At 71.9% G+C, this 22,165-nt stretch carries 17 protein-coding genes; 11 read left to right on the top strand and 6 right to left on the bottom strand.

Annotation, left to right across the window (positions count from 1 at the left end):
- Positions 1 to 80 precede the first annotated feature (80 nt).
- Positions 81 to 647 carry a Uma2 family endonuclease gene (locus ABIA33_RS00825; protein WP_370075774.1) on the top strand — a complete coding sequence of 189 codons (567 nt, stop codon included), beginning with the start codon at positions 81 to 83 and terminating at the stop codon, positions 645 to 647.
- 112 nt (positions 648 to 759) lie between these two features.
- Positions 760 to 4,083 carry a sacsin N-terminal ATP-binding-like domain-containing protein gene (locus ABIA33_RS00830; RefSeq protein WP_370075776.1) on the top strand — a complete coding sequence of 1,108 codons (3,324 nt, stop codon included), beginning with the start codon at positions 760 to 762 and terminating at the stop codon, positions 4,081 to 4,083.
- A gap of 112 nt (positions 4,084 to 4,195) precedes the next feature.
- Here the strand turns inward: ABIA33_RS00830 and ABIA33_RS00835 are convergent, their stop codons facing one another.
- From ABIA33_RS00835 to ABIA33_RS00845, 3 genes are all read right to left on the bottom strand, one after another.
- Entirely contained in the window at positions 4,196 to 5,659 is a 1,464-nt protein-coding gene (locus ABIA33_RS00835; protein ID WP_370075778.1) for a DUF2079 domain-containing protein, read from the bottom strand.
- A 106-nt stretch (positions 5,660 to 5,765) separates the two neighbouring features.
- A complete protein-coding gene (locus ABIA33_RS00840; RefSeq protein ID WP_370075780.1) occupies positions 5,766 to 8,285 on the bottom strand; it encodes an HAD-IC family P-type ATPase in 2,520 nt (839 codons plus the stop codon).
- A 41-nt stretch (positions 8,286 to 8,326) separates the two neighbouring features.
- Positions 8,327 to 8,614: a DUF2530 domain-containing protein gene (locus ABIA33_RS00845; RefSeq protein ID WP_370075782.1), complete on the bottom strand. Its 288-nt coding sequence runs from the start codon at positions 8,612 to 8,614 to the stop codon at positions 8,327 to 8,329.
- A 214-nt stretch (positions 8,615 to 8,828) separates the two neighbouring features.
- Between ABIA33_RS00845 and ABIA33_RS00850 the strand changes: the two genes are divergently transcribed.
- From ABIA33_RS00850 to ABIA33_RS00860, 3 genes are all read left to right on the top strand, one after another.
- Positions 8,829 to 10,283, top strand: coding sequence for an NCS2 family permease (locus ABIA33_RS00850; protein ID WP_370075784.1), 1,455 nt, complete (start codon positions 8,829 to 8,831; stop codon positions 10,281 to 10,283).
- A 160-nt stretch (positions 10,284 to 10,443) separates the two neighbouring features.
- Positions 10,444 to 10,878 (top strand): MarR family winged helix-turn-helix transcriptional regulator, encoded by a 435-nt coding sequence (locus tag ABIA33_RS00855; protein WP_370075786.1) that lies wholly within the window; start codon positions 10,444 to 10,446, stop codon positions 10,876 to 10,878.
- 114 nt (positions 10,879 to 10,992) lie between these two features.
- The gene (locus tag ABIA33_RS00860; RefSeq protein WP_370075788.1) at positions 10,993 to 12,504 is read left to right on the top strand and encodes an MFS transporter; all 1,512 of its coding nucleotides are present in this window, start codon (positions 10,993 to 10,995) and stop codon (positions 12,502 to 12,504) included.
- A 94-nt stretch (positions 12,505 to 12,598) separates the two neighbouring features.
- On the opposite strand, the gene ABIA33_RS00865 is transcribed toward ABIA33_RS00860, so the two are convergent.
- The gene (locus ABIA33_RS00865) at positions 12,599 to 13,117 is read right to left on the bottom strand and encodes an N-acetyltransferase family protein (protein ID WP_370075790.1); all 519 of its coding nucleotides are present in this window, start codon (positions 13,115 to 13,117) and stop codon (positions 12,599 to 12,601) included.
- 55 nt (positions 13,118 to 13,172) lie between these two features.
- On the opposite strand from ABIA33_RS00865, the gene thpR reads away from it, so the two are divergent.
- Positions 13,173 to 13,868, top strand: coding sequence for an RNA 2',3'-cyclic phosphodiesterase (thpR, locus tag ABIA33_RS00870; protein ID WP_370075792.1), 696 nt, complete (start codon positions 13,173 to 13,175; stop codon positions 13,866 to 13,868).
- Here the strand turns inward: thpR and ABIA33_RS00875 are convergent.
- The gene (locus ABIA33_RS00875; protein WP_370075794.1) at positions 13,817 to 15,064 is read right to left on the bottom strand and encodes an MFS transporter; all 1,248 of its coding nucleotides are present in this window, start codon (positions 15,062 to 15,064) and stop codon (positions 13,817 to 13,819) included. The genes thpR and ABIA33_RS00875 overlap by 52 nt on opposite strands.
- A gap of 615 nt (positions 15,065 to 15,679) precedes the next feature.
- Here ABIA33_RS00875 and ABIA33_RS00880 point away from each other — a divergent pair.
- Positions 15,680 to 16,954, top strand: a complete 1,275-nt coding sequence (locus tag ABIA33_RS00880; protein WP_370075796.1) for a helix-turn-helix domain-containing protein — start codon at positions 15,680 to 15,682, stop codon at positions 16,952 to 16,954.
- A gap of 272 nt (positions 16,955 to 17,226) precedes the next feature.
- Here ABIA33_RS00880 and ABIA33_RS00885 read toward each other — a convergent pair whose 3' ends face one another.
- Entirely contained in the window at positions 17,227 to 17,430 is a 204-nt protein-coding gene (locus tag ABIA33_RS00885) for a cold-shock protein (protein ID WP_370075798.1), read from the bottom strand.
- A gap of 339 nt (positions 17,431 to 17,769) precedes the next feature.
- On the opposite strand from ABIA33_RS00885, the gene ABIA33_RS00890 reads away from it, so the two are divergent.
- From ABIA33_RS00890 to ABIA33_RS00905, 4 genes are all read left to right on the top strand, one after another.
- Positions 17,770 to 18,618 carry a menaquinone biosynthetic enzyme MqnA/MqnD family protein gene (locus ABIA33_RS00890; RefSeq protein ID WP_370076228.1) on the top strand — a complete coding sequence of 283 codons (849 nt, stop codon included), beginning with the start codon at positions 17,770 to 17,772 and terminating at the stop codon, positions 18,616 to 18,618.
- A gap of 34 nt (positions 18,619 to 18,652) precedes the next feature.
- A complete protein-coding gene (locus tag ABIA33_RS00895; RefSeq protein ID WP_370075800.1) occupies positions 18,653 to 20,434 on the top strand; it encodes a serine/threonine-protein kinase in 1,782 nt (593 codons plus the stop codon).
- 73 nt (positions 20,435 to 20,507) lie between these two features.
- On the top strand, positions 20,508 to 21,722 hold the full coding sequence (mqnC, locus tag ABIA33_RS00900; protein ID WP_370075802.1) for a cyclic dehypoxanthinyl futalosine synthase: 1,215 nt from the start codon (positions 20,508 to 20,510) through the stop codon (positions 21,720 to 21,722).
- 21 nt (positions 21,723 to 21,743) lie between these two features.
- Positions 21,744 to 22,163: a hypothetical protein gene (locus ABIA33_RS00905; protein WP_370075804.1), complete on the top strand. Its 420-nt coding sequence runs from the start codon at positions 21,744 to 21,746 to the stop codon at positions 22,161 to 22,163.
- The last annotated feature ends 2 nt before the right edge of the window (positions 22,164 to 22,165 follow it).

Genomic DNA, 22,165 nt, shown 5'->3' on the forward strand with positions numbered 1-22,165 from the left:
GTGTCCGTCCGTCACCCCGCAGGCCTATCGTGGGGAGCATGTCGGAGCGAACCGAGGATGACCGTGGAGAGGGAGACGCCATGGCAGTTGCCGCGACCGAGCGCCCCAGCAACCCCGGCAGGGGAACGGGCGACGTGCTGTCCGCCTTCCTGGACCTCACCGTGCCCGAGGGCTACCGCGCCGAACTGATCGAAGGGGAGATCGTCGTGACCCCGCCGCCCGATGGTGACCACGAGGACCTCGTGGGCGAACTCACCTGGCAGATCTCCCGCAGATCCGTCACCGATATGTACGCCGTGGGGACGAAGGGCGTGATCACTCCGCTGGGCCGCTTCATCCCGGACAGCGCGATCGGCCCCCGCCGGCTCTTCCGGGGCATGGAGTCCTGGGCACGGCCCGACGGCGTGGTGATGGTCGCCGAGGTGACGTCCACGCGCCCGGACAAGGACCGCGGCCCCAAGCGGCGCGGTTACGCCGCCGCGAAGATCCCGTTCTACCTCCTCATCGACCGCACCGAGGGCACCGTCACCCTCTACGCGACCCCGCAGGACGAGGACTATCGCGAGATCACCCGCGTTCCCTTCGGCAAGCCTCTCGACCTCCCCGAGCCGTTCTCCTTCACCCTGGACACGGCCGTGTTCGACTGACCCGCCTCCCCTGGGCCGACTCGTGGCGCGGATTGTCAGTGAGACCAGGGAGAATGCCCGCGTACAGCCTCGCCGGTCGGGTGAGGGCGGCGAGAGCGGGGAGACGACGGCCATGGATGCGCGGATCGTGGGTTACACGGCGGGCGGCGTGGGGGCGGCAGATCCGTTCGCGACGGCGGGGCTGCGTCAACGGGTGCTGGAGGCGTGGGCGGCGTCGCCCGCGCGGTTCCGGGAGGACGCCAACGCGGAGGAGGAGCTGGCGCTCGGTGGCTACCGGGACCGGCTGGTCGTCGAGCTCGCGCAGAACGCCGCCGACGCGGCGGCCCGAGGCGGTGTGCCCGGTCGGCTGCGGCTGACGCTGCGCGACGGGGTGCTGTGCGCCGCGAACACCGGCGCGCACCTGGACGCCGAAGGTGTGGAGTCGCTGTCCACGCTGCGGGCCTCGTCCAAGCGGGGCGAGGAAGCGGCGGAGGGCGCGGTCGGCCGGTTCGGGGTGGGCTTCTCCGCGGTGCTCGCGGTGTCGGACCAGCCCGCGGTGCTGAGCCTTCCGGGCGGGGTGCGGTGGTCGCTGGTCGAGGCGCGGGACCTCGCCGCCGAACAGGGCACGCTGGGCGAGGAGCTGCGGCGGCGGGACGGGCACGTGCCCCTGCTGCGCCTGCCGCTGCCCGCCGAGGGGACGCCGCCGGAGGGCTACGACACGGTCGTCGTACTGCCCCTGCGCGACGCCGCGGCGGTGGACCTGACGCGCCGTCTGCTGGACGAGGTCGACGACGCGCTGCTGCTGACCCTGACCGGGCTGGTCGAGGTCGTGGTGGAGGTCGACGACGCCGCCAGGACGCTGACGCGCCGTGAGGAACCCTCCGCGAACGATCTGGACGGACCCGCCGTGGTCGTGGTCTCCGACGCGGCGGGCGAGAGCCGCTGGCAGATCGCGACGGCGGGTGGGGAGCTGGCGTCCGGGCTGCTGAAGGACCGCACGGTCGAGGAGCGGCACCGTCCGCACTGGTCCGTCACCTGGGCCGTCCCGGTGGACGGTCAGGGCCGACCGGCGCAGCCCCGCACCGTGCCGGTCGTGCACGCGCCGACGCCCACTGACGAGCCGCTGGGCGTCCCCGCGCTGCTCATCGCGTCCTTCCCGCTCGACTCGACGCGCCGTCACATCGCGCCGGGACCGCTGACGGACTTCCTGGTCGAGCAGGCCGGGGAGGTGTACGCGACACTGCTGCGGCGGCGTGGTGCGGACATCTCGTCGCTGAGCCTGGTGCCGGGCCCGCTGGGCCACGGCGAGGTGGACGCGCAGCTGCGGCGGGCGATCCTGCGGCGGCTGCCCGAGGTCGCCTTCCTGCCGAGGGCGGCAGAGGCATCGGATGCGCCGGACGTGTCGGACGCGCCGGACCTGGCGGCAGAGCCTACGGAGACGCCGAAGGACGGCGCGTCCGCGCTGCGGGCGCGGGACGCCGTGCTGCTGGAGGGCGCCGACGCCGAAATCGTGCGGGCGCTGGCCGACGTGCTGCCGGGGTTGCTGCCCACAGGGCTGGAGCGCCGGCAGGAGCTGCGGACGCTGGGCGTGCGGCGGCTGGCACTCGCCGAGACCGTCGAGCAGCTGGCCAACCTGGAGAAGGAACCCGCCTGGTGGCGCAATCTGTACGGCGCGCTGGTCGGCGCCGAGGCGGACACCCTGGGCGCGCTGCCGGTCCCGCTCGCGGACGGCCGGATGGTGACCGGGCCCAGGCGGGTGCTGGTGCCCAGTGGCAACGAGGTCTTGGCCGAGGACCTGGCGCTGCTCGGGCTGCGGCTGGTCCATGCCGAGGCCGCGCACCCGCTGCTGGAGAAGCTCGGAGCCGGAGTCGCCACCGCGCTCGGCGTACTGGAGACGGCCGAGCTGCAGGCCGCCGTCCGGCGCTCGGCGGAGCTGGACGATCTGGAGGAGGCCGAGGACGTGGCCGAGGCCGTGCTCCGGATCGTCAAGGCGGCAGGGATCAGCCCCGGCAGCTACCCCTGGCTCGCGCGGCTCGCGCTGCCCGACGAGGAGGGCGAGCTCGCCGTCGCCGGCGAACTGGTGCTGCCCGGCAGCCCGTTGGCGGCGATCGTGGACGAGGACGACGCGGTCTTCCTCGACGAGGACTGGTTCGAGCGCTGGGGTGCCGACGTGCTGCGAGCGGTGGGCGTCGGCCACGGGCTGGGCCTGGTCCGAGCCGAGGAGGTCGTGCTCGACCCGGACGACCTGGAGCGCCTTGACCCGACGGCTCCCGCCGACCGCGCGGCTGGTGGCGAGCCCACCGGCCTGCTGGACGAGGCCCCTGACGGCTTCGCCGACTGGGCGGAGGAGGTGGCCGAACAGGTCAGGGAGGACAGCGCGCAGGGTTCGGGGCCGGACGTGCCGCCGGTCGCCGCCGAACTCCTCGCCGTGCGCGACCTCGACCTGGTCGACGACGACGCCTGGCCGCAGGCCCTGGCACTGCTCGCGGTCCCGCCGCTGCGCGAGGCCGTGGTGAACCCGGTGCGACTGCTGCTCCCCGACGGGCGCAGCGCGCAGGTCCCCTCGTACGCGGCCTGGTGGCTGCGTGACCACCCGGTGCTGGACGGCAGGCGGCCCGCCGGGCTGCGCGCGGCCGGGGCCGACCCGCTGCTGCGCGGCCTCTACGAGGAGGCGCGTACCGGTCTGGACGAGGTGTTCCTGCACGCCCTCGGGGTGCGGACGACCCTGGCGGCGCTGCTCGCCGAGGCGGACGGCCCCGACGAGGTGCTGTACCGGATGACCGACCCGGAGAGCGAGGTGTCGCACCGTCAGCTGCACGGCCTCTACACGGCGCTCGCCTCGGTCGAGCTGACCCGGGTCGCCCTCCCGGAGGAGGTGCGGGCACTGCCGCCGATGGAGTCGGAGAGCAGGCGCCGTCCGGCGGACACGATCGTGGTGGACGTCGCCGACGCCGTCATCGCCGACGCGCCCGACCTGGTGCAACTGCTCGACGACTTCCCGCTGATCACCGTCGCACCGGCGCTCGCCACCGCCCTCGCCGAGCGTCTGCACGTGTCTCTGGCCAGCGAGGTCGCGGGCGGGCGGGTGCTGAGCGAGGGCAACGTGCACCGCGTCCCCGAGGCTGTGCGGGAGCTGCTGCCGGGTTGTCCCGAGGTGTACGAGGAGCACGAGGAGTTGCTGGTGGTCGGCCCGGACGGGCAGGACGCCGCTGTGGACTGGCGCTGGGACGCGGACAGTCCGGCGCCCGCCCTCGACGCGGAGGACCAGCCGGACGAGGCGGAGGACGAGTTCGCCGCGCCCGTCCCGCACGGTGCGCTGCACGCGGCGACCCCGGAGGGCCTGGCCGCCGGGCTGGCCTGGGCGGCGGGCGCGTGGCACCGCCGCTTCGAGGTCCTCGCCGTGCTGTCGGACTCGGACCGCGCCTACGAGCTGAGCGCCGCCCGCGACTTCGAGTGACTAGGAGGGTGCTGCAGATCTAGGCCGGATCAGGGAGCGGAGTCGCAGGGCGTCGCGAGCCCGGCCTAGATCTTCAGCACCCTCCACGGCGCAGCTGGTGGGCGGCGGTGGTTCAGCCGCTCACCAACTGCAGCACCACGAACTGCTGCTCGTCGAAAACGACCCGGTACGTCGAGTCGGGGTGCAACTGCTTCGCGTACCCCGGCAGGTCGGTCGGCGGGCCGGGTGACCAGCCGTAGGACATGTCCAGCGCCAGGTACTGCGGCGGGATCTTGGCGCCGCCGATCCAGTACAGCCGGGTGCGCGCGGCGAGGTGCGCCATCAGCGTGACGTTGGCCTCGACCGTCGCCCCGTTCGGGATCACCGCCGCCGCGCGCTGCAGCATCGCGACGCGCGGGGTGGAGGCGTAGGTCGACGGGGTGAGCACGTTGGCGGCGGGCAGGTCCATGGTCGCGCACAGCGCCAGCGAGATCGCGGTGACGGCCGGGACGACGGCCTGGGCGGCGTAACTCCGCAGCCAGCCGGTGCGTCCTTCCTCGGCCCGGCGGATGCCGTCGACCAGGGCCAGGAACAGGATCGGCATCAGCACCGCGTTGTAGTGCCAGTCCATTCCCCAGTAGCCGTCGTTGGACGAGGTGAAGCGCCACAGGATGGTCGGCAGGGCGATCAGCACCAGCGGCGAGCGCAGCGCCAGGAAGCCGGTGACGGCGAGCAGGTAGCCGAGTGTCTGCAGCTTGATGTCGGGCGTGACCAGGCTGTCGAGCAGGTGCAGCGGATTGTTCGTCAGGGCGTGCGCGGGCGAGCCGCCGGGCAGCTTCGACATGTAGTCGTACTGGCCGGTCGGGTTGAAGTGCGGGATCACCGCGTACACGGTGAGCAGCAGCATGGCCGCGCCGAAGACAGTGAGCATCGCCCCGATCAGCCGCTGCCGCAGCAGGATCAGCACGATCCCGATGGCGGCGACGGTCAGCCCCATGTCCTCCTTGACGAGGACCAGCGGCAGCGCCCAGAACGCCGCCTGGTACCAGCGCTTCAGCACGATGCCGCGCAGCACCAGGGCGAGCAGAGGCACCGCGAAGCAGATCTCGTGGAAGTCGAAGTCCACGGCCCGCTGCAGCCCCCAGGACAGCCCGTACGCGACGCCGACGCACAGGCCCTTGGTGCGGGAGGTGATGCGGGCGGCGGTCTCGGACACGATCGCGACGGAGCCGGCGAACAGGGCGGACTGGGCGACCAGCAGCGTCACGGGCGTGGGGAAGACCCGGTAGAGCGGGGCGAGCAGCGCGAGGATCGGGCTGAAGTGGTCGCCGAGGATGTTGTAGCCGGGGCCCTTGATGGTGACGACCGGCGCATGCAGGCCCGCGTAGTCCTGTATCTCCTGGACGAAGATCGCGGTGTCCCAGGACATCGAGGCGAAGTGCGCGTAGCGGACGATCTCGATGACGGCGTAGCCGGCCAGGAACAGCAGGCCGAGCAGCAGGTGCGGGACGGCGCGGCGCGGGGGGAGGAACCGTCGCAGGGCGGGCGCGGCCGAAACGCCGATGGACGCCGTGGGCGCATCGGTGTCGGTGGTCATGGTCCCCCCTGCGGGTTCGTGCGGATCTGCCCAGCACGGTACCGGCGATCTGTGTACCTGATGAATCGTTCCGGCTCAGTGTGCAGTGTGCCAGAGCATGACACCTCTACCTGTTCGGCCTGGTCGGCCTGGTCGGCCCGTTCTGCCCGGCTTCCCCGGTACGACGCAGCACCCGCCACACCAGTTCCAGCAGCAGCCCGGCCGCGGCGGCGACGGCGACGCCCGTCCACGGGTCGCGCCAGCCCGCCAGGTCGAGCTGGAAGAAGGTCTGCAGCCACGGCACGACCAGCACCAGGGCGAAGCACAGGCCCATCGCCAGTACCAGCACTACTCGCCACCAGGTGTACGGCCGGGCGATGATCGCCAACACCCACAGGGCGACCAGGAAGAGGGTCAGCGTGGTGGTGCTGGTGTCGGCGACCTGCCCGGTGGCGTGGTCGGCGCGGGCGAGCAGGTAGGCGGTGAAGGACGCGGCCCCGGCGATGGTCCCGGCCGGGACGGCGAAGCGCAGCACCCGCCGGACGAAGCCCGTGCGGGCCCGTTCGTTGTTGGGCGCGAGCGCCAGGAAGAAGCCCGGGATGCCGATGGTGAGCGCGCTGAGCACCGTGGAGTGGCGCGGCAGGAACGGATACGGCACCCGAGCGATGATCACCGCGAGGGCCAGCAGCACCGAGTAGACCGTCTTCACCAGGAACAGGTTGGCGACGCGTTCGATGTTGCCGATGACCCGGCGGCCCTCGGCGACGACCAGCGGCAGGGTCGCGAAGCTGTTGTCGAGCAGCACGATCTGCGCGACGGCGCGGGTGGCCTCGCTGCCCGCGCCCATCGCGACTCCGATGTCGGCGTCCTTGAGCGCGAGCACGTCGTTGACGCCGTCGCCGGTCATCGCGACGTGGTGGCCGCGCGACTGGAGGGCGCCGACCAAGTCCCGTTTCTGCTGCGGGGTGACCCGGCCGAAGACCGAGTGCCGCTCCACGGCGTCGGCGAGCAGTTCCGGGTCGGTGGGCAGGGTGCGGGCGTCCACCGGGTCGTCGGCGCCGGGCAGCCCGAGGCTGTCGGCGACGGCGCCGACGGAGACGGCGTTGTCACCGGAGATGACCTTCGCCGAGACGTTCTGCTGCTGGAAGTAGGCGAGGGTCTGGGCGGCCTCGGGGCGCAGCCGCTGCCGCAGCACCACCAGAGCGAGCGGGACGAGGCCCTGCGCGGGGTCGGCTGCGTCGAGCGGCGTCGTGGTGCGGCCCAGTAGCAGTACCCGCAGGCCCAGCGCGCCGAGTTCGTCCACCTCGGTGAGGGAGGGGTGCCCGGCGGGCAGTAGCACGTCGGGCGCGCCGAGCAGCCAGGTGGCCTCGCCGCCGTCCGGTTCCCGCAGCCTCGCGCCGGACCACTTGCGGGCGGAGGAGAAGGGCGCGGACTGGAGCAGCCGCCAGCCCGGGACCGGCGGGTAGGTGTCGATGATCGCCTGGAGGCTGGCGTTGGGGCGAGCATCGGCGCTGCCGAGGACCCCGAGGACGCTCTCGGCGAGCCCGGGCTCGGCGGGGCCGTGCTGCTCCGGCAGGCGTCCCTCGGCCCCCCGGTCGCTCGCGCCCGTTTCACCTGCGTCGCCCCGGTCGCTCCGGTCGCCGATGGTGGGGGCCAGCTCGTTCAGGGCTGCCGGACCCTTCAGCACCCTGAGTTCGGCGACGTCCATACCGCCCTCGGTGAGGGTGCCGGTCTTGTCGAGGCAGACCGTGTCGACCCGGGCCAGGCCCTCGATCGCGGGGAGCTCCTGGACCAGGCACTGCCGCCGCCCGAGCCGGATGACGCCGATGGCGAAGGCCATCGAGGTCAGCAGCACCAGGCCCTCGGGGACCATGGGGACGATCCCGGCGACCATCCGGCGGACGGCCTCGGGCACGTTCTGCTGGTTCACGTACAGCTGGCTGAGGATCAGGCCGACGGCGGTGGGGATCAGCAGCCAGGTGACGTAGCGCAGGATCGTGTCGATGCCGCTCCGGAGCTCGGACGCGACCAGGGTGAACCGGCTGGCCTCCTCCGCGAGCTGCGCCGCGTACGCCTCGCGGCCGACTCGGGTGGTGCTGAAGGCGCCGGAGCCGGCGACGACGAAGCTGCCGGAGAGGACTGGGTCGCCGGGGTGCTTGAGGACGGGGTCGGCCTCGCCGGTGAGCAGTGACTCGTCGATCTCCAGCGCATCGGCCTCGCTCACCTGCCCGTCCACGGTGATCCGGTCGCCGGAGCCGAGCTCGACCAGGTCGCCGAGGACGATCTGGGCGTTCGTCAGCTCCTGGACGCGGCCGTCGCGACGCACCCGGGGGTGTGCCTCGCCGACGACGGCGAGGTTGTCGAGGGTTCGCTTGGCGCGGAGCTCCTGGATGATCCCGATGCCGGTGTTGGCGACGATGATGAAGCCGAAGAGAGCGTCCTGCGGCGGGCCGACCACGATGATCACGGCGAAGAGGACGCCGATGATCGCGTTGAACCGGGTGAGGACGTTGCTTCGGACGATCTCGGTAGTGGATCGGCTGGAGCGCACAGGTACGTCGTTGACCTCACCGCGGGCGATCCGCTCGGCGACCTCGGCCGAGGTCAGGCCGGGGTGGACCAGTGCGTCGCCGACCGGTGCAGTCATGCTCCGAGACTAGGCGCGCGTTGACCGAGTCGCCGCCCGGCCTACTCCGGTCGGGCAGGCGGAGCTGACTGACCCTCAGTTCGAGCGGCGGCCTCCCTGGAGCGGGCGATGGCGTCACGGCGGGCGCGGCAGTACCAGACCCCGATCAGTCCGAGGCCGAACCCGGCGAGGCAGATCCACGGCCAGTCGCCGTGCCCGTGTGCGGACAGCCAGCTGTGGAAGGGGAGCAGCGCGACGAAGGCGACGAGCCACAGCACGGTGCCGCCGGTCACGATGGCGACGTCGTTGGCCTCCATGGGAGGCGCGGAGGGCAGCTTGGTCGTCTTCACGGGTCAAGAGTACGGGGAGGCCCTGGGGCGGATCGTGGACACCCTCGCAGAGCCTGCACTTGGAGGAAACTCCAGTCTACGCGCGCAGATAGCCGAAGTGATTTAGGCGATTCATACTGACGTTTCCTGTATTGGACGGCGCGTCCTCTTGACGTTCCGTACTCGGATTTTGATCGCCAGCTCTGCAAAGCTCCAACCGTCAAGGACTCAGCACATGTCATCCGTGGCCGCCGCCAAGGCCAAGTCGCCCGAGCCCGGGGACGTCCCGCCCCGCAACGCCGTCGACCGCTACTTCAAGATCTCCGAGCGCGGCTCGTCCGTCGCTCGCGAGATCCGCGGCGGAGCCGCCACCTTCTTCACGATGGCGTACATCATCGTGCTGAACCCGATCATCCTGTCGTCCGCAGTGGACAAGTTCGGCCACCACCTGAACAACGGTCAGCTGGTCACCGCGACCGTGATCACCGCGGCCTTCACCACCCTGCTGATGGGCGTCATCGGGAACATCCCGCTCGCCCTCGCCGCCGGCCTCGGCACCAACAGCATCGTCGCCCTCCAGCTCGCCCCCAAGATGAGCTGGCCGGATGCGATGGGCATGGTGGTCCTGGCCGGTTTCGCGATCATGCTGCTGGTCGCCACCGGACTGCGCGAGCGGGTGATGAACGCCGTCCCGCTGGGGCTGCGGAAGGCCATCGCCATCGGCATCGGCCTGTTCATCGCCCTGATCGGCCTGGTCGACGGCGGCTTCGTCACCCGCGTCCCGGACGCCGCGCAGACCTCCGTCCCGGTCCAGCTCGGCGGCAACGGTCACCTCGACGGCTGGCCGGTCCTGATCTTCGTTTTCTGCGCCCTGCTCACTCTCATCCTGATGGCCCGCAAGGTCCCCGGCGCCATCCTGGTCAGCATCGTGGCCGGCACGCTGCTCGCCGTGGTCGTCAACACGGTCGCGCACATCCCGGCCGCCAAGTGGGGCCTCACCGTCCCCGCGATCCCGCACAAGATCGTCGCGACCCCGGACTTCGGCCTGATCGGCAAGGTCAGCCTGTTCGGCGGGTTCCACCAGGTAGGCCTCCTCACCGGGGTGCTCTTCGTCTTCACCGTCCTGCTGTCCTGCTTCTTCGACGCCATGGGCACGATCCTCGGCGTCAGCGACGAGGCCCACCTGCTCGACGAGAACGGCAACCTGCCGGGCATGAGCAGGGTCCTGACGGTGGACGGCATCGCCACCGCCGTCGGCGGCGTCACGTCCAGCTCGGCGAACACCTGCTTCGTGGAGTCGACGGCGGGCGTGGGCGAGGGCGCCCGCACCGGCCTGGCCAGCATCGTCACGGGGCTCTTCTTCGTGATCGCGCTGTTCCTCACTCCGCTGGCGACGATGGTCCCGACCCAGGCCGCCACCCCGGTGCTGGTCGTGGTCGGCTTCCTGATCCTGTCCAGCGGCATCAGGGACATCGACTGGTCCGACTTCACCATCGCCGTCCCGGCCTTCCTCACCATGGTGATCATGCCGTTCACGTACAGCATCACCAACGGAATCGGTATCGGCTTCCTGACCCTGTGCATTCTCAAGATCGCCACGGGCCGTGCACGCGAGGTCCCCGTCGCGCTCTACGTGGTCGCCGCGATCTTCGCCTTCTACTACCTCATGCCGGCCTTCGGCCTCGCCTGAGCCCGAATCCGGCCACGGTGGCCAGGCGGCTATCAGCAGGGCGGTCCGTACTCCTCGACGAGGGGGTCGGACCGCCCTGTTCGTGGTGCTGCCACGTGCTACTTCCGTGGCTCCTGCAACGGATTTTCCTTAGAGTGGGTAATGAGTTAGACTAACAATCATGCCCGAGCTCTCCGAGAGCGACGCCGCAGCGGTCAGCACGCTGCGCTCCGCCGTGATGCGACTCTCCCGCCGCCTGCGCAACCAGCGCGTCGAGGAGTCGCTGACGCCCACCGAGATGCAGGTGCTGGCGACTCTCGCCCGTTGCGGCAGCGCGTCTCCCGGCGAGCTGGCGCGCAAGGAGCACGTCCAGCCGCCGTCGATGACCCGGATCATCGCGATGCTGGAGGAGAAGGGCCTGGTGCGGCGGGAGCCGCACCCCGACGATCGGAGACAGGTCGTCGTCAGCAGTACCGAGCAGGCCGAGAGCATCCTCGACCAGAGCCGGGCCAGGCGCGACGCCTGGCTCGCTGAGCTCGCCGGGGGGCTCAGCGAGGAGGAGTGGGCCTTGCTGCGCGCCGCCGCGCCCGTGCTCGAACGCCTCGCGCAGCTCTGACACACCGTCGACAGAGCGGCTGGGCCCGCAGGACCGGCAGGGCGCATTGAACGCAGGACCGCAGTACCGAACGCCGCGGCACCGAAGACCGCAGTACCGAGGACAGGGGACAGATTGACTTCGCCTACCGGAGCCACCGCAGACCGCAACCACAGCCAGAGCCACCGCCGAAGCGCCACCGCCTCCGCGGTGAGCCCCGCCACCGAGACCGACGCCACCGACGCCACCGAAAGCACCATCGGACAGACGCTCGTCGTCCCCGGCGACGACGACCCCGACGAACGCACAGCGGAGCGCGACGCCGCCCCCCGGACACCCGGCCGCGGCGGCATGTTCTCCGCCCTGAGCAACCGCAACTACCGCTACTTCTTCATCGGCCAGGTCGTCTCCAACTCCGGCACCTGGGTGCAGCGAATAGCGCAGGACTGGCTCGTCCTCAGCCTCACCGGCAGCCCGTTCGCGGTCGGCGTCACCACCGCCATGCAGTTCCTGCCGATGCTGCTGTTCGGCCTCTTCGGCGGCGTCCTCGCCGACCGCTTCCCGAAGCGCCAGCTCCTCATCGCCACACAGGGCGCCATGGGCCTGCTCGCCGCAGGACTCGCCGTCCTCACCCTCACCGGCAGCATCCAGGTCTGGCACATCTACCTCTTCGCCTTCCTGCTCGGCATGGTCACCGTCGTGGACAACCCGAGCCGCCAGACGTTCGTCGTGGAGATGGTCGGCAAGCGTGACCTCGGCAACGCCGTCAGTCTCAACGCCGCCAACTTCCAGACGGCACGCCTGATCGGCCCCGCCGTCGCCGGTGGGCTGATGGCCGCGGTCGGGGCGGGCTTCGCCTTCGCCGTCAACGCCGTGTCCTTCGGCGCGGTCATCCTCGGGCTGCTCGCCATGCGCGGCTCCGAGCTGCGCCCGACTCCACGGCTGCCGCGCGAGAAGGGCCAGCTGCGGGCCGGCCTGCACTACGTCGCCGGACGCCCGGACCTGATCTGGCCGATCGTCCTGATCGGCTTCATCGGCACCTTCGGGTTCAACTTCGCGACGATCCTGTCCGCCTTCGCGTACTCGGTCTTCCATGTCGGACCCGGCCTGTACGGGCTGCTGAACACCGCGATGGCCGTCGGCTCGCTCGTCGGCGCGCTGCTCGCCGCGCGGCGCAGCAGGCCCCGGCTGCGACTGCTGGTCGGCGCCGCGCTCGCGTTCGGGCTGCTCGAAGCGGTCGCCGGGCTGGCCCCGTCGTTCTGGGTTTTCGCGGCGCTGCTGACGCTGGTCGGCCTGTTCGGACTGACCCTCAACACCGCGGCGAACTCGCTGGTCCAGCTGCGCACCGACCCCGCCATGCGGGGCCGGGTGATGAGCCTGTTCATGATGGTGTTCGCGGGCGGCACGCCACTGGGCGCGCCTCTGGTCGGGTGGATCACCGAGCAGTACGGACCGCGCATCGGGCTGCTGGCCTGCGGCCTGGTGTCCAGCGCGGCCGCCGCCGGAATCGGCCTGGTGCTCGCGCGGATCGGCAACCTGCGGGTGCGGCTCGACCTGCAGCGAGGGCCGGAGCACCCGTTGGTGGCGTTCGTCCCACGTCAGCGTGAGCGGGCCGAACAGGAAAGCGCTGTGGCCATCGCGGCGTGACCGCGTGGGGCTGAGCACAGGGCATTGAACGCCTCCCGGGGGGCCGTCCCGTCCGACGGGACGGCCCCAACGCTGACGGCTCGGGAGGTGCGACTCAGTCCAGCCGCTGCGCCAGCAGCATCCCTGGCCAGTCCGGGTGCCCCGTCCGGGTCACCGTGAACGGCTCCACCTCCGTGAATCCCTGGCTGCGGTAGTACGCCTTCAACTTCCCGTCGTCACCCGCGTAGCAGTCCACGCGGACCAGGGCGAGCCCGCGCCGCCGCGCCTCCGCCCGCGCCTCGTCCAGCAGGGCCGAACCCACCGAGCGCCCCTTGAAGCGACGTTCCGTCGCCAGCAGGTTCACGTACAACTCGGGCTCCACGGCCGGATCCACATAGGACGGGACGGTCCCGGACACCGACACGACTCCGGCCACCTCCCCGTCCAGCACCGCCACCCGGGCCTCCCCGCGATCGATCCGGCCCTCGATTCGCTCGACCAGCGCCGGCTGACTCGACCACGGCTGCGTGCCCCACTGGCCGCTGCGCCCCTGCGCGACCAACCACTCCACCGTTCCGTCCAGGACTGTGAGCACCGCGCCGAGGTCCTCTGCTCCGGCAAGTCGTATCTCCATGCGATCTTTCTACCGAATGTTGCTTCCGTGACTGAAGGGCTTGGACACTTCCCGCATGAGACTCTTCGCCGCCGTCGTGCCGCCACCGGCTGCGATCCGGGAACTGGCTGCAGCCGTCGCCGCGCTGAGCGCGCTCCCGGAGGCCCGTGCCCTGCGCTGGACCGGGCAGCCGACCTGGCACCTCACCCTCGCCTTCCTCGGCCAGGTGGACGCGACGGCCGTGCCCGACCTGGAGATGCGTCTCGCCCGGGCTGCAGCCACGCTCGACGAGACGCCCGAGCTGCGCCTCGCGGGCGGCGGCTGCTTCGGTGACCGCGCGCTGTGGGTGGACGTCCGGGGTGACACCCGCGCGCTGCGCAGCCTCGCCGACGAGGTCGCCGCGGCGGCCCGCGATGCCGGCATCGAGCTGGACGAGCGCCCCTTCCGCGCGCACCTCACGCTTGCCCGTGCCACCGGCCGCGCAGGGGACCGGCGGAACGACCCCCGGGGCCCGCGAGACCCGCGGATCGTTCGGAGCGGCCGCGAAGGACGCGAAGGACGGGACGGGCGCGAAGGACGGGACGGGCGCGAAGGACGGGACGGCCGGGGAGGCGGAACCCTCGGCCCCCTGGTCGACGCCCTGTCGGACTTCTCCGGCGCGCCCTGGCCCGCCACCGACCTGCGCCTGATGCGCAGTCACCTCGGCGCCGGGCCGGCCCACTACGAGACGGTCGGCGAATGGGCGCTCGGGGCGGCCGGGAACGAACGGTAGCTGTCCGCGCCCGGGTCGGGCAGCGGGACCAGCAGCCGCCGGGTGGTGAGCAGCAGCAGGGCCGCCACCGCGATGCCGGCGAACGCGGCCAGGGCCGCGGCGCGCAGCGAGCCCGAGACGAGGGCGCCGCTGACGGCTGAGCCGAGCGCGTTTCCGGTGGCGAACAGGGTGACCAGCCAGGCGAAAGCCTCGGTCGTCGTGCCGGCCGGGGCCAGCTCCGCGATCAGCACGAACGCTGCGGCGAGCAGTGGGGCCAGCCCGAGCCCGGAGGCGAACGCCGCCACGCCCATACCGGCAGGGGAGGGGACGAGGAGCAGCGGCAGGTAGCAGAACGCCATGCCGCCGGCGAGGGCCCAGGTGCGCGTGGCGGTCGGAGCGGTCCACCGGACGGCGCCGTAGGCGAGCGCACCGAGCAGCCCGGCCAGGGCGGCGAGGGCGAGCAGCGCTCCCGCGCCGCCCGGGATACCGGGGTGGGCCTGGGCGTAGGCGACGAAGAGGATGTTCTGCGCGCCGACGGCCCAGCCGGTACCGGCGAAGGCGAGCAGCAGCAGGACCAGCCCGGGTGAGCGGAGCGGGCCGAGCCAGCCCGCTCCGCCGGCGGCCACAGGGGCGGCGGGGGCCCGCCATGCGCGGGCCGGTGCGGAGGTGGCGACGGTGAGCGTGCCGAGCAGCCCGAGCCCCGCGGCCAGCCACAGTGCGGCCGACGGAGTGACGAGTGTCGCGACGCCGGCGACGAGCAAGGGGCCCGCCACGTAGAGGATCTGCTGCGAGGCGGAGTCCAGCGCGTAGGCGGTCTCCAGGGCGGCAGGGGCGACGATGTCCGGCCAGAGCGAGCGCAGGCAGGGTTCGAGCGGCGGCATGGCGAGCCCCGCGAGTGCGGCACCTGCCATCGCGGCGGCGGGTTGGCTCGGGGCGACCGCCAGGGCGGCGTAGCCGAAGGCGGCGACCGCGGCGGAGGCGAGCAGGACCCGCGGCTGGCCGACGCGGTCGACAGCTCGGCCGAGCACCGGGCCGCCGATGGCCGCGGCGATGGCGTAGACGGCGGTGGTGAGCCCGATCTGCGCGTACGCGGCGCCGGCGCCGTGGAGGGCGAGGGCTATGGCGACGACGGTCATTCCGGCGGGGAGGCGTCCGGTGAGGGTTCCAAGCAGCAGACGGGCGACCTGGGGACTGCGCAGGACGGTGAGGTAGCCCACAGCGGCTGTTCTCCTCGGGGCGGGGTGCGGACGGGCGGCGGCGCTGTCAGGTTATACGTATAACTCGGACCAGGGCAAAGTGGCAGCGGCCATGGCTCCGCAGCCTGACGGCGCGTCGTCCGTGCCCAGGCGGCGCCCCTGGCCTCGGGGTCCTGCATCGCATCCGGCGGCCCCGGCGCCGACCGGTGGCACGGTGACTGCGGGGCCATTTCGGATTCCGGCGGGCCCGTCTCGCCCCCGGTGCCGCCGGAGGCGAGACGCGACCGTAATCGGGCGAGGAACTGCTGCTCGGGGCCCGATGAAAGGATTCTGCGCGGAAATTCCCGCTCCCGGCAGACGGCGGGTTCGGGACCGACCGGACCAGTGTGATCGGCAGGTGCCGCAGGCAGGAGGGCCGGAGGAAGCGGGTGATCGGCCTCCGCTTCCGGTCGTTGACACGCCAGTAACAACCAGAAGATACTGCGACGCAAGCAACGGAGACCAAGATTCTCCGAAAGAATTGTGTGCGGATTTTTCACGTCGGGGGGATGTGAATTTCCGGAAGCTGCCACTGAATGCTGGCAATTTAAAGATATGCAGCACTGGCAGGCATTCCGGACCGGCGGAGGAGGTCATATGGCCGCATCCATGCAGGTGATTGCCAAAGCGCAGGTCATGACGCCACAGCATGCAGCGCCACAGCACGCGGCCAGGGACCGTCCGTGGGCGGTACTGCCGCCCGGGTTCGCGGCGCTGATCAGGGCCGAGAACGTGCGGCTGGTGCCCGAGATCGTGCGGGAGATCCGCCGCCAGATACCCGAGTACGCCAGGCCTCTGGACGGCAGCTTCGGAGCGGGTATCCAGCAGGGTGCGGCCCGCGCACTCGCGCAGTTCGCCGAGCTCGTCGCAGACGACAGCGCCTCGCCCGAGGAGTCGCTGCAGGTCTACCGGGCGCTGGGCCGCGGCGAGTGGCGGGAGGGGCGCAGCCTGGACGCGCTGCAGGCCGCGTACCGGCTCGGCGCGCGACTTGCCTGGCGCCGGTACGCCCAGGTGGCGCGACGGGTGGGGATGCCGCCGACCGCGATGGCCGTGCTGGCGGAGGCGATCTTCGCGCACATCGACGAGATGGCGGCCGCCTCCGTCGAGGGCTACGCCGAGGCACGCGCCGACGCCGTGGGGACGCTGCGCCGCTCCCGGCAGCGGATGGTGACGCTGCTCGCGAGCGGGGCGGGCGAGCCGGTGCTGGTCGAGGCAGCGCGGGCCGCGCGCTGGGAACTGCCGGAGCGGATCGCGGGCGTGGCGCTGCTGCCCGGCGGGTCGGCGGGTTCGGTGGCGGCAGGGCTGCGGACGCTGCCGTCCGCGCTCGCCGAGTTGGACGGTCCCGAGCCGTGCCTCTTCCTCGCCGATCCCGACACGGACGGCCGGATGGAGCAGTTGGGGCGCGCGCTGGCCGACCGCACGGCGGTGATCGGCCCCGCCGTCCCGGGCCCGCAGGCGGCGCAGTCGCTGCGCTGGGCCCGTACCGTCGCCGTTCGGATGCCGCAGGACGCGGCGCCCGGCCTGGTGCACTGCGACCGCCAGCTGTCGTCCGTGCTGCTGCTCGGGGACGAGGAGCTGGTACGCCTGCTCGGCGACCGCCGGCTGGCACCGCTCGACGGGCTGACCGCGAAGCGCCGACGCCGGCTGGAGGCCACGCTGCTGGTGTGGCTGGATACCAGCCGTGGCAGCGCCCCCGAGGTGGCCGCACGACTGGGCCTGCATCCGCAGACGGTGCGGCAGCGGATGCGTCGGATCGAGGCGCTGTTCGGCGAGGCGCTGGCGGACCCGGACGCGCGGTTCGAGATCGAGGTCGCCCTGCGGGGGCGGCTGCTGCACGCGGGGATGGGGCGCGGCGAGCAGGACGGGGAGTAACGACCTGGGGAGCGATAGGGCTCGGGTGCCCGCCGCCCGGAACCTTCGCTTGCCGCGCTGCCGGCCGTAACATCAGCGGCTGGCGCCGCGGGCCCCAGTAGCTCCGCGAGTAAGACCGGCCGGTCCACGGCAGGCCGGAGAGCGCGGGAAAGGCAGGGGGCCCGTCGTCGCTGGTGCGACGCGGGCCCCCTTGGGTTGGTGCTGTGGAAGCCACCGGACGATCAGACGACCCGATCGGAGATGATCAGGGACTGGTGATCAGTGGATGGAATTCAGACCGGGGTGACGTTCTCAGCCTGCGGGCCCTTGGGACCCTGCGTGACGTCGAACTCCACGGCCTGGTTCTCCTCAAGCGAGCGGAAGCCGGCCGCGTTGATGGCGGAGTAGTGGACGAAGACGTCGGGGCCGCCGCCGTCCTGGGCGATGAAGCCGAAGCCCTTCTCGGCGTTGAACCACTTGACGGTTCCGGTCGCCATACCGTTCTCCTTGCGAGGGACGTAAAGGACACCACACCTCGTGGTGCCCGGTCCGCTGCGCTGATCGCCCCGCCTTCAGGTACTTCTTTGACAAAGTCTGAAAACTACAGAAGCCCGCGGTCACATGCTCCGCAGGCTCGAGTACTGCATGGGAAATCAAACTGCAACTGCGAGAAACCCTAGCACGCAGCTCCGGGCCCGGCCAGGGAAGATCTCACTCCCCGGTCTACTGTGCTCGGTGTGGACACATACACCGAGCGTGACGGCGAACCCGACAGCATCGGCAGCACCGAGGACGGTACCGAGCACGGCACCTGGAACGGCGCTCAGGACGGCCTCATCCGGCCCCTCGTCCGACCCCGCGTGGGACACATCCAGTTCCTCAACTGCCTGCCCATCTACTGGGGCCTGGCGCGGAGCGGCAGCCTGCTCGACCTGGACCTGACCAAGGACACCCCGGAGCGGCTGAGCGACGCCCTGGTCGCCGGGGACCTGGACATCTCCCCGATCACCTGCGTCGAGTACCTGCGCAACGCCGATGACCTGGTCGTGCTGCCGGACATCGCCGTGGGCAGCGACGGTCCGGTGCTGTCGTGCGTGATCGTCAGTCAGGTACCGCTGGACCAGCTGGACGGGCGTCGGGTCGCCCTCGGCTCGACCAGTCGTACGTCTGTACGCCTGGCGCAGTTGCTTCTCACCGAGCAGTACCGGGTCGAGCCGGACTACTACACCTGCCCGCCGGACCTCGCGCTGATGATGCAGGAGGCCGACGCAGCCGTCCTCATCGGCGACGCGGCGCTGCGCGCCACGATGCACGACGCGCCGCGGCTGGGCCTGGACGTCCACGACCTGGGCGAGATGTGGAAGGCCTGGACCGGGCTCCCCTTCGTCTTCGCGGTGTGGGCCGTCCGCCGGGACTTCCTGGAGCGCGAACCGGAGCTCGCCCGCGAGGTGCACCGGGCCTTCCTCGACTCGCGTGACCTCTCCATGGCCGAGGTCGACAAGGTCGCCGAGCAGACCTCCCGTTGGGAGTCGTTCGACCAGGAACTACTGCGTCGCTACTTCGCCGAGGCCCTGGACTTCTCCTTCGGCGAGCGGCAGCTCGCCGGGATGCGGGAGTTCGCCCGACGGATCGGGATGAGCACGACAGGCGTGCGCCTGCTCGACCGAATCGTCGACAAGGTCTGACGAACCGTCCGCCGAGCCGCCATGATGGCCAGTCATGGAACCGTTGGGGGCGGGAGATCCTCGGCAGATCGGTGCGTACCGGCTGCTGGGGCGGCTCGGTGCGGGCGGTATGGGCCGGGTCTACCTGGGGCGTACGGCGGGTGGGCGCACGGTGGCGGTGAAACTGGTGCGCACCGAGCTCGCCGACGACACCGACTTCCGCGCCCGCTTCCGGCAGGAGGTGGCGGCGGCGCGCCTGGTCGGCGGCCGCTGGACGGCGGCCGTGCTGGACGCGGACACCGAGAGCGAGCAGCCGTGGGTCGCCACCGGCTACGTCCCCGGCCCCGGACTGGACGCCGCCGTACGGGAGTTCGGACCGCTGCCGGAGGCGTCCGTACAGGTGCTCGGGGTCGGGCTCGCGGATTCGCTCGCCGCGGTCCATGCCACGGGCCTGGTGCACCGCGACCTGAAGCCGTCCAATGTGCTGCTCACCCTCGACGGGCCGCGCCTCATCGACTTCGGCATCGCCCGTGCCCTGGACGCCGCGACGGCGCTGACCCGCTCCGGATACGTCGTCGGCTCGCCGGGCTACATGTCGCCCGAGCAGGGCGCGGGCGAGGCGGCGGGGGCGCCGAGTGACGTCTTCTCGCTCGGCGGGGTGCTCGCCTATGCGGCCACGGGGGTCGGGCCCTTCGGCGACAGCGTCAGCGCGCCGGTGCTGCTGTACCGGGTGATCCACGAGCCGCCCCGACTGGACGCCATGGCGGACGGGCCGCTGCGGCAGATCGTCGAACGCTGCCTGGCGAAGGAGCCGGGGGCGCGGCCCGCACTGGACGAACTGCGGGCGGCGTTGGGCGGGCTGGGACCTGCCGACGGCTGGCTGCCGCCGTTGCTGGTCGCCTCGGTGGGGCGGCGCACGGCGGAACTGCTGGACCTGGAGACGGACCTGGAGGCTGAGGCAACGGAGGGTGTCTCGCACAGCGAGCCGGACAGGGGTGGCGGCGGGGGACGGGCAGGCTTCGGGCCGCCGCCGGCCTCGTACGGCTCGCTGCCTGTGCCCCCGCCGCCAGGAACCGTCGCCGACCGACAGCCCGAGCCTGCGGGCACACCGCCGAGCGGCGTCACAGCGGGCGGATCGCCGAGCGGCTCGGCGGGCGATTCGGCGGGCGATTCGGCGGGCTCGGGCACGCCGCCGTTCGACAAGCCGCCGGGCCGCCCGCTGTGGCGGGCACCGGCCGTGGTCGGCGGCGCGGTGCTGGTCGTCCTCGCGGCGGTGCTGGTGCCGCTGCTGATGAGCCACCAGGGCGGCAACCCGGTCATCGGCGCCGGGGGGAGCACGACGCCCGCCGTCAGCACCCCGGCGCAGAGCGCGAGCGCCGGCCCGACCGCCACCGCGCCCACCACCGCACCCGGCGCCCCCGCCTCCCCGCCGTCGAGCCCGCCCGCCCCGCCGTCCCCGGGACCGAGCAGCCCCAACGCGGTCCCCGCCGTCTTCCTAGGCACCTGGACCGGGACGATGACCACCCAGGACGGGCTGCTCACCGAGGAGATGTCCATCACCATCCGGCCCGGTCCGAAGGGCGTGGAGAACACCACCAGCATCACCACCGTTCCCGGCCTTGCCGGGACCGCCTGCCTGGGCGGCGAGAGGCTCTCGTCGGCGACGGCGACCAGCATCACCTTCCAGGACCGGTTGCTGCCCGGCAGCAGCGCCACCGTGTGCTCGTCCAACTCGGACGCCCAGGTCTTCACGCTGAACCCGGACGGAACGCTGCACCACCAGGTCAACGCCGCGGGCAGCGGGAACCCCAGCGGGGACTTCCACAAGGTGCGGTGACGGTCCTGGCGTAGTCTGGGCGGCGGTTCCATGTCTACGTCGCTGTGATCGCTGTGAATGAGAGGACGCCGAGGTGCTCGAGACCGCCCAGCCCCAGGAGACGGATCTGCAGGCTGTCCTCGACCGCGCGGCGGCAGGGGGGCGCATCACACCGGACGAAGCGCTCGACCTCTACCGTCACGCCCCCCTGCACGCCCTCGGCACCGCCGCCGACGCCGCCCGCCGACGCCGCTACGCCGGTACCGAGCACATCGCGACGTACATCATCGAACGCAATATCAACTACACCAACGTCTGCGTCACCGCCTGCAAGTTCTGTGCCTTCTACGCCGCGCCCAAGGACGTCGAGAAGGGCTGGTCGCGCGACCTCGAGGAGATCCTGCGCCGCTGCGCGGAGACCGTCGAGCTCGGCGGCACGCAGATCATGTTCCAGGGCGGCCACCACCCCGACTACGGCGTGGAGTACTACGAGCGGGCCTTCTCCGCCATCAAGAAGGACTTCCCGCAGCTGGTCATCCACTCCCTCGGCGCGTCCGAGATCGAGCACATGTCGCGGATCTCCGGCGTCACCGCCGAGGAGGCCATCCGCCGCATCCATGCCGCCGGGCTCGACTCCTTCGCGGGCGCCGGCGCGGAGATGCTGCCCGAGCGCCCCCGCAAGGCCATCGCGCCGCTGAAGGAGTCGGGCGAACGCTGGCTGGAGATCATGGAGATCGCCCACAACCTGGGGGTCGAGTCCACCTCCACCATGCTGATGGGCACGGGCGAGACCAACGCCGAGCGCATCGAGCACCTGCGCATGATCCGCGACGTGCAGGACCGCACCGGCGGCTTCCGCGCCTTCATCCCGTACACGTACCAGCCCGAGAACAACCACCTCAAGGGCCGCACCCAGGCCACTCTGTTCGAGTACCTGCGGCTGATCGCGGTGGCCCGGCTCTTCCTCGACAACGTCGCGCACATCCAGGGCTCCTGGCTGACCGTCGGCAAGGAGATGGGCCAGCTCACCCTGCACTACGGCGCGGACGACCTGGGCTCGGTCATGCTGGAGGAGAACGTGGTCTCCTCCGCCGGCGCCAAGCACCGCTCCAACCGGATGGAACTGATCCACCTGATCCGCGCCGCGGGCCGCGTCCCCGCCCAGCGCGCCACCACCTATGAGCACCTGGTCGTGCACGACGACCCGGCCAACGACCCGGTGAACGACCACGCCTTCTCGCACATCGCCTCCACGGCGATCGAGGGCGGCACGGCGCACCCGGAGCTGAAGCTCCTCAACGCCAACTGACGTCTCCGTGCTGACGTCTCCGTGCTGACGATCCACGCCGCGGCGGACACCGCCGCGGCCGGCACTGCCGTGGCGGTCGACGGCGAGCGCGTCGCCGCGCTCGGCCCGGCCGCGCAGCTCGAAGCGGCGTACCCGCAGGCCCGGGTACGCCGCTGGCGCGGCTCCATCGGTCCCGGACTGCTGCACGAGGGCCCGCTGCCGGACGCGCCCAGCGCGCGCGAGCGCGTGCACGCCCTGCTGCGTCTCGGCGCGACCGCCGCTCGCCCCGAGCATCTCGCCGACCCCGCACTGCGCGCGGCGGCGGGGCGGGTGATGCTCGCTGCGAGCGACCGGGCACCGGTACTGGAGGTCGGTGGTCGGGCGGACCTGGCCGTGTTCTCGGCGGAGGGCGAGTGCCTGGCGACCGTGCTTGCGGGACGCCTGGTCCACCGCCGGGCATGAGT

Source organism: Streptacidiphilus sp. MAP12-16, assembly GCF_041262165.1.
In the GTDB taxonomy this organism is placed as follows: domain Bacteria; phylum Actinomycetota; class Actinomycetes; order Streptomycetales; family Streptomycetaceae; genus Streptacidiphilus.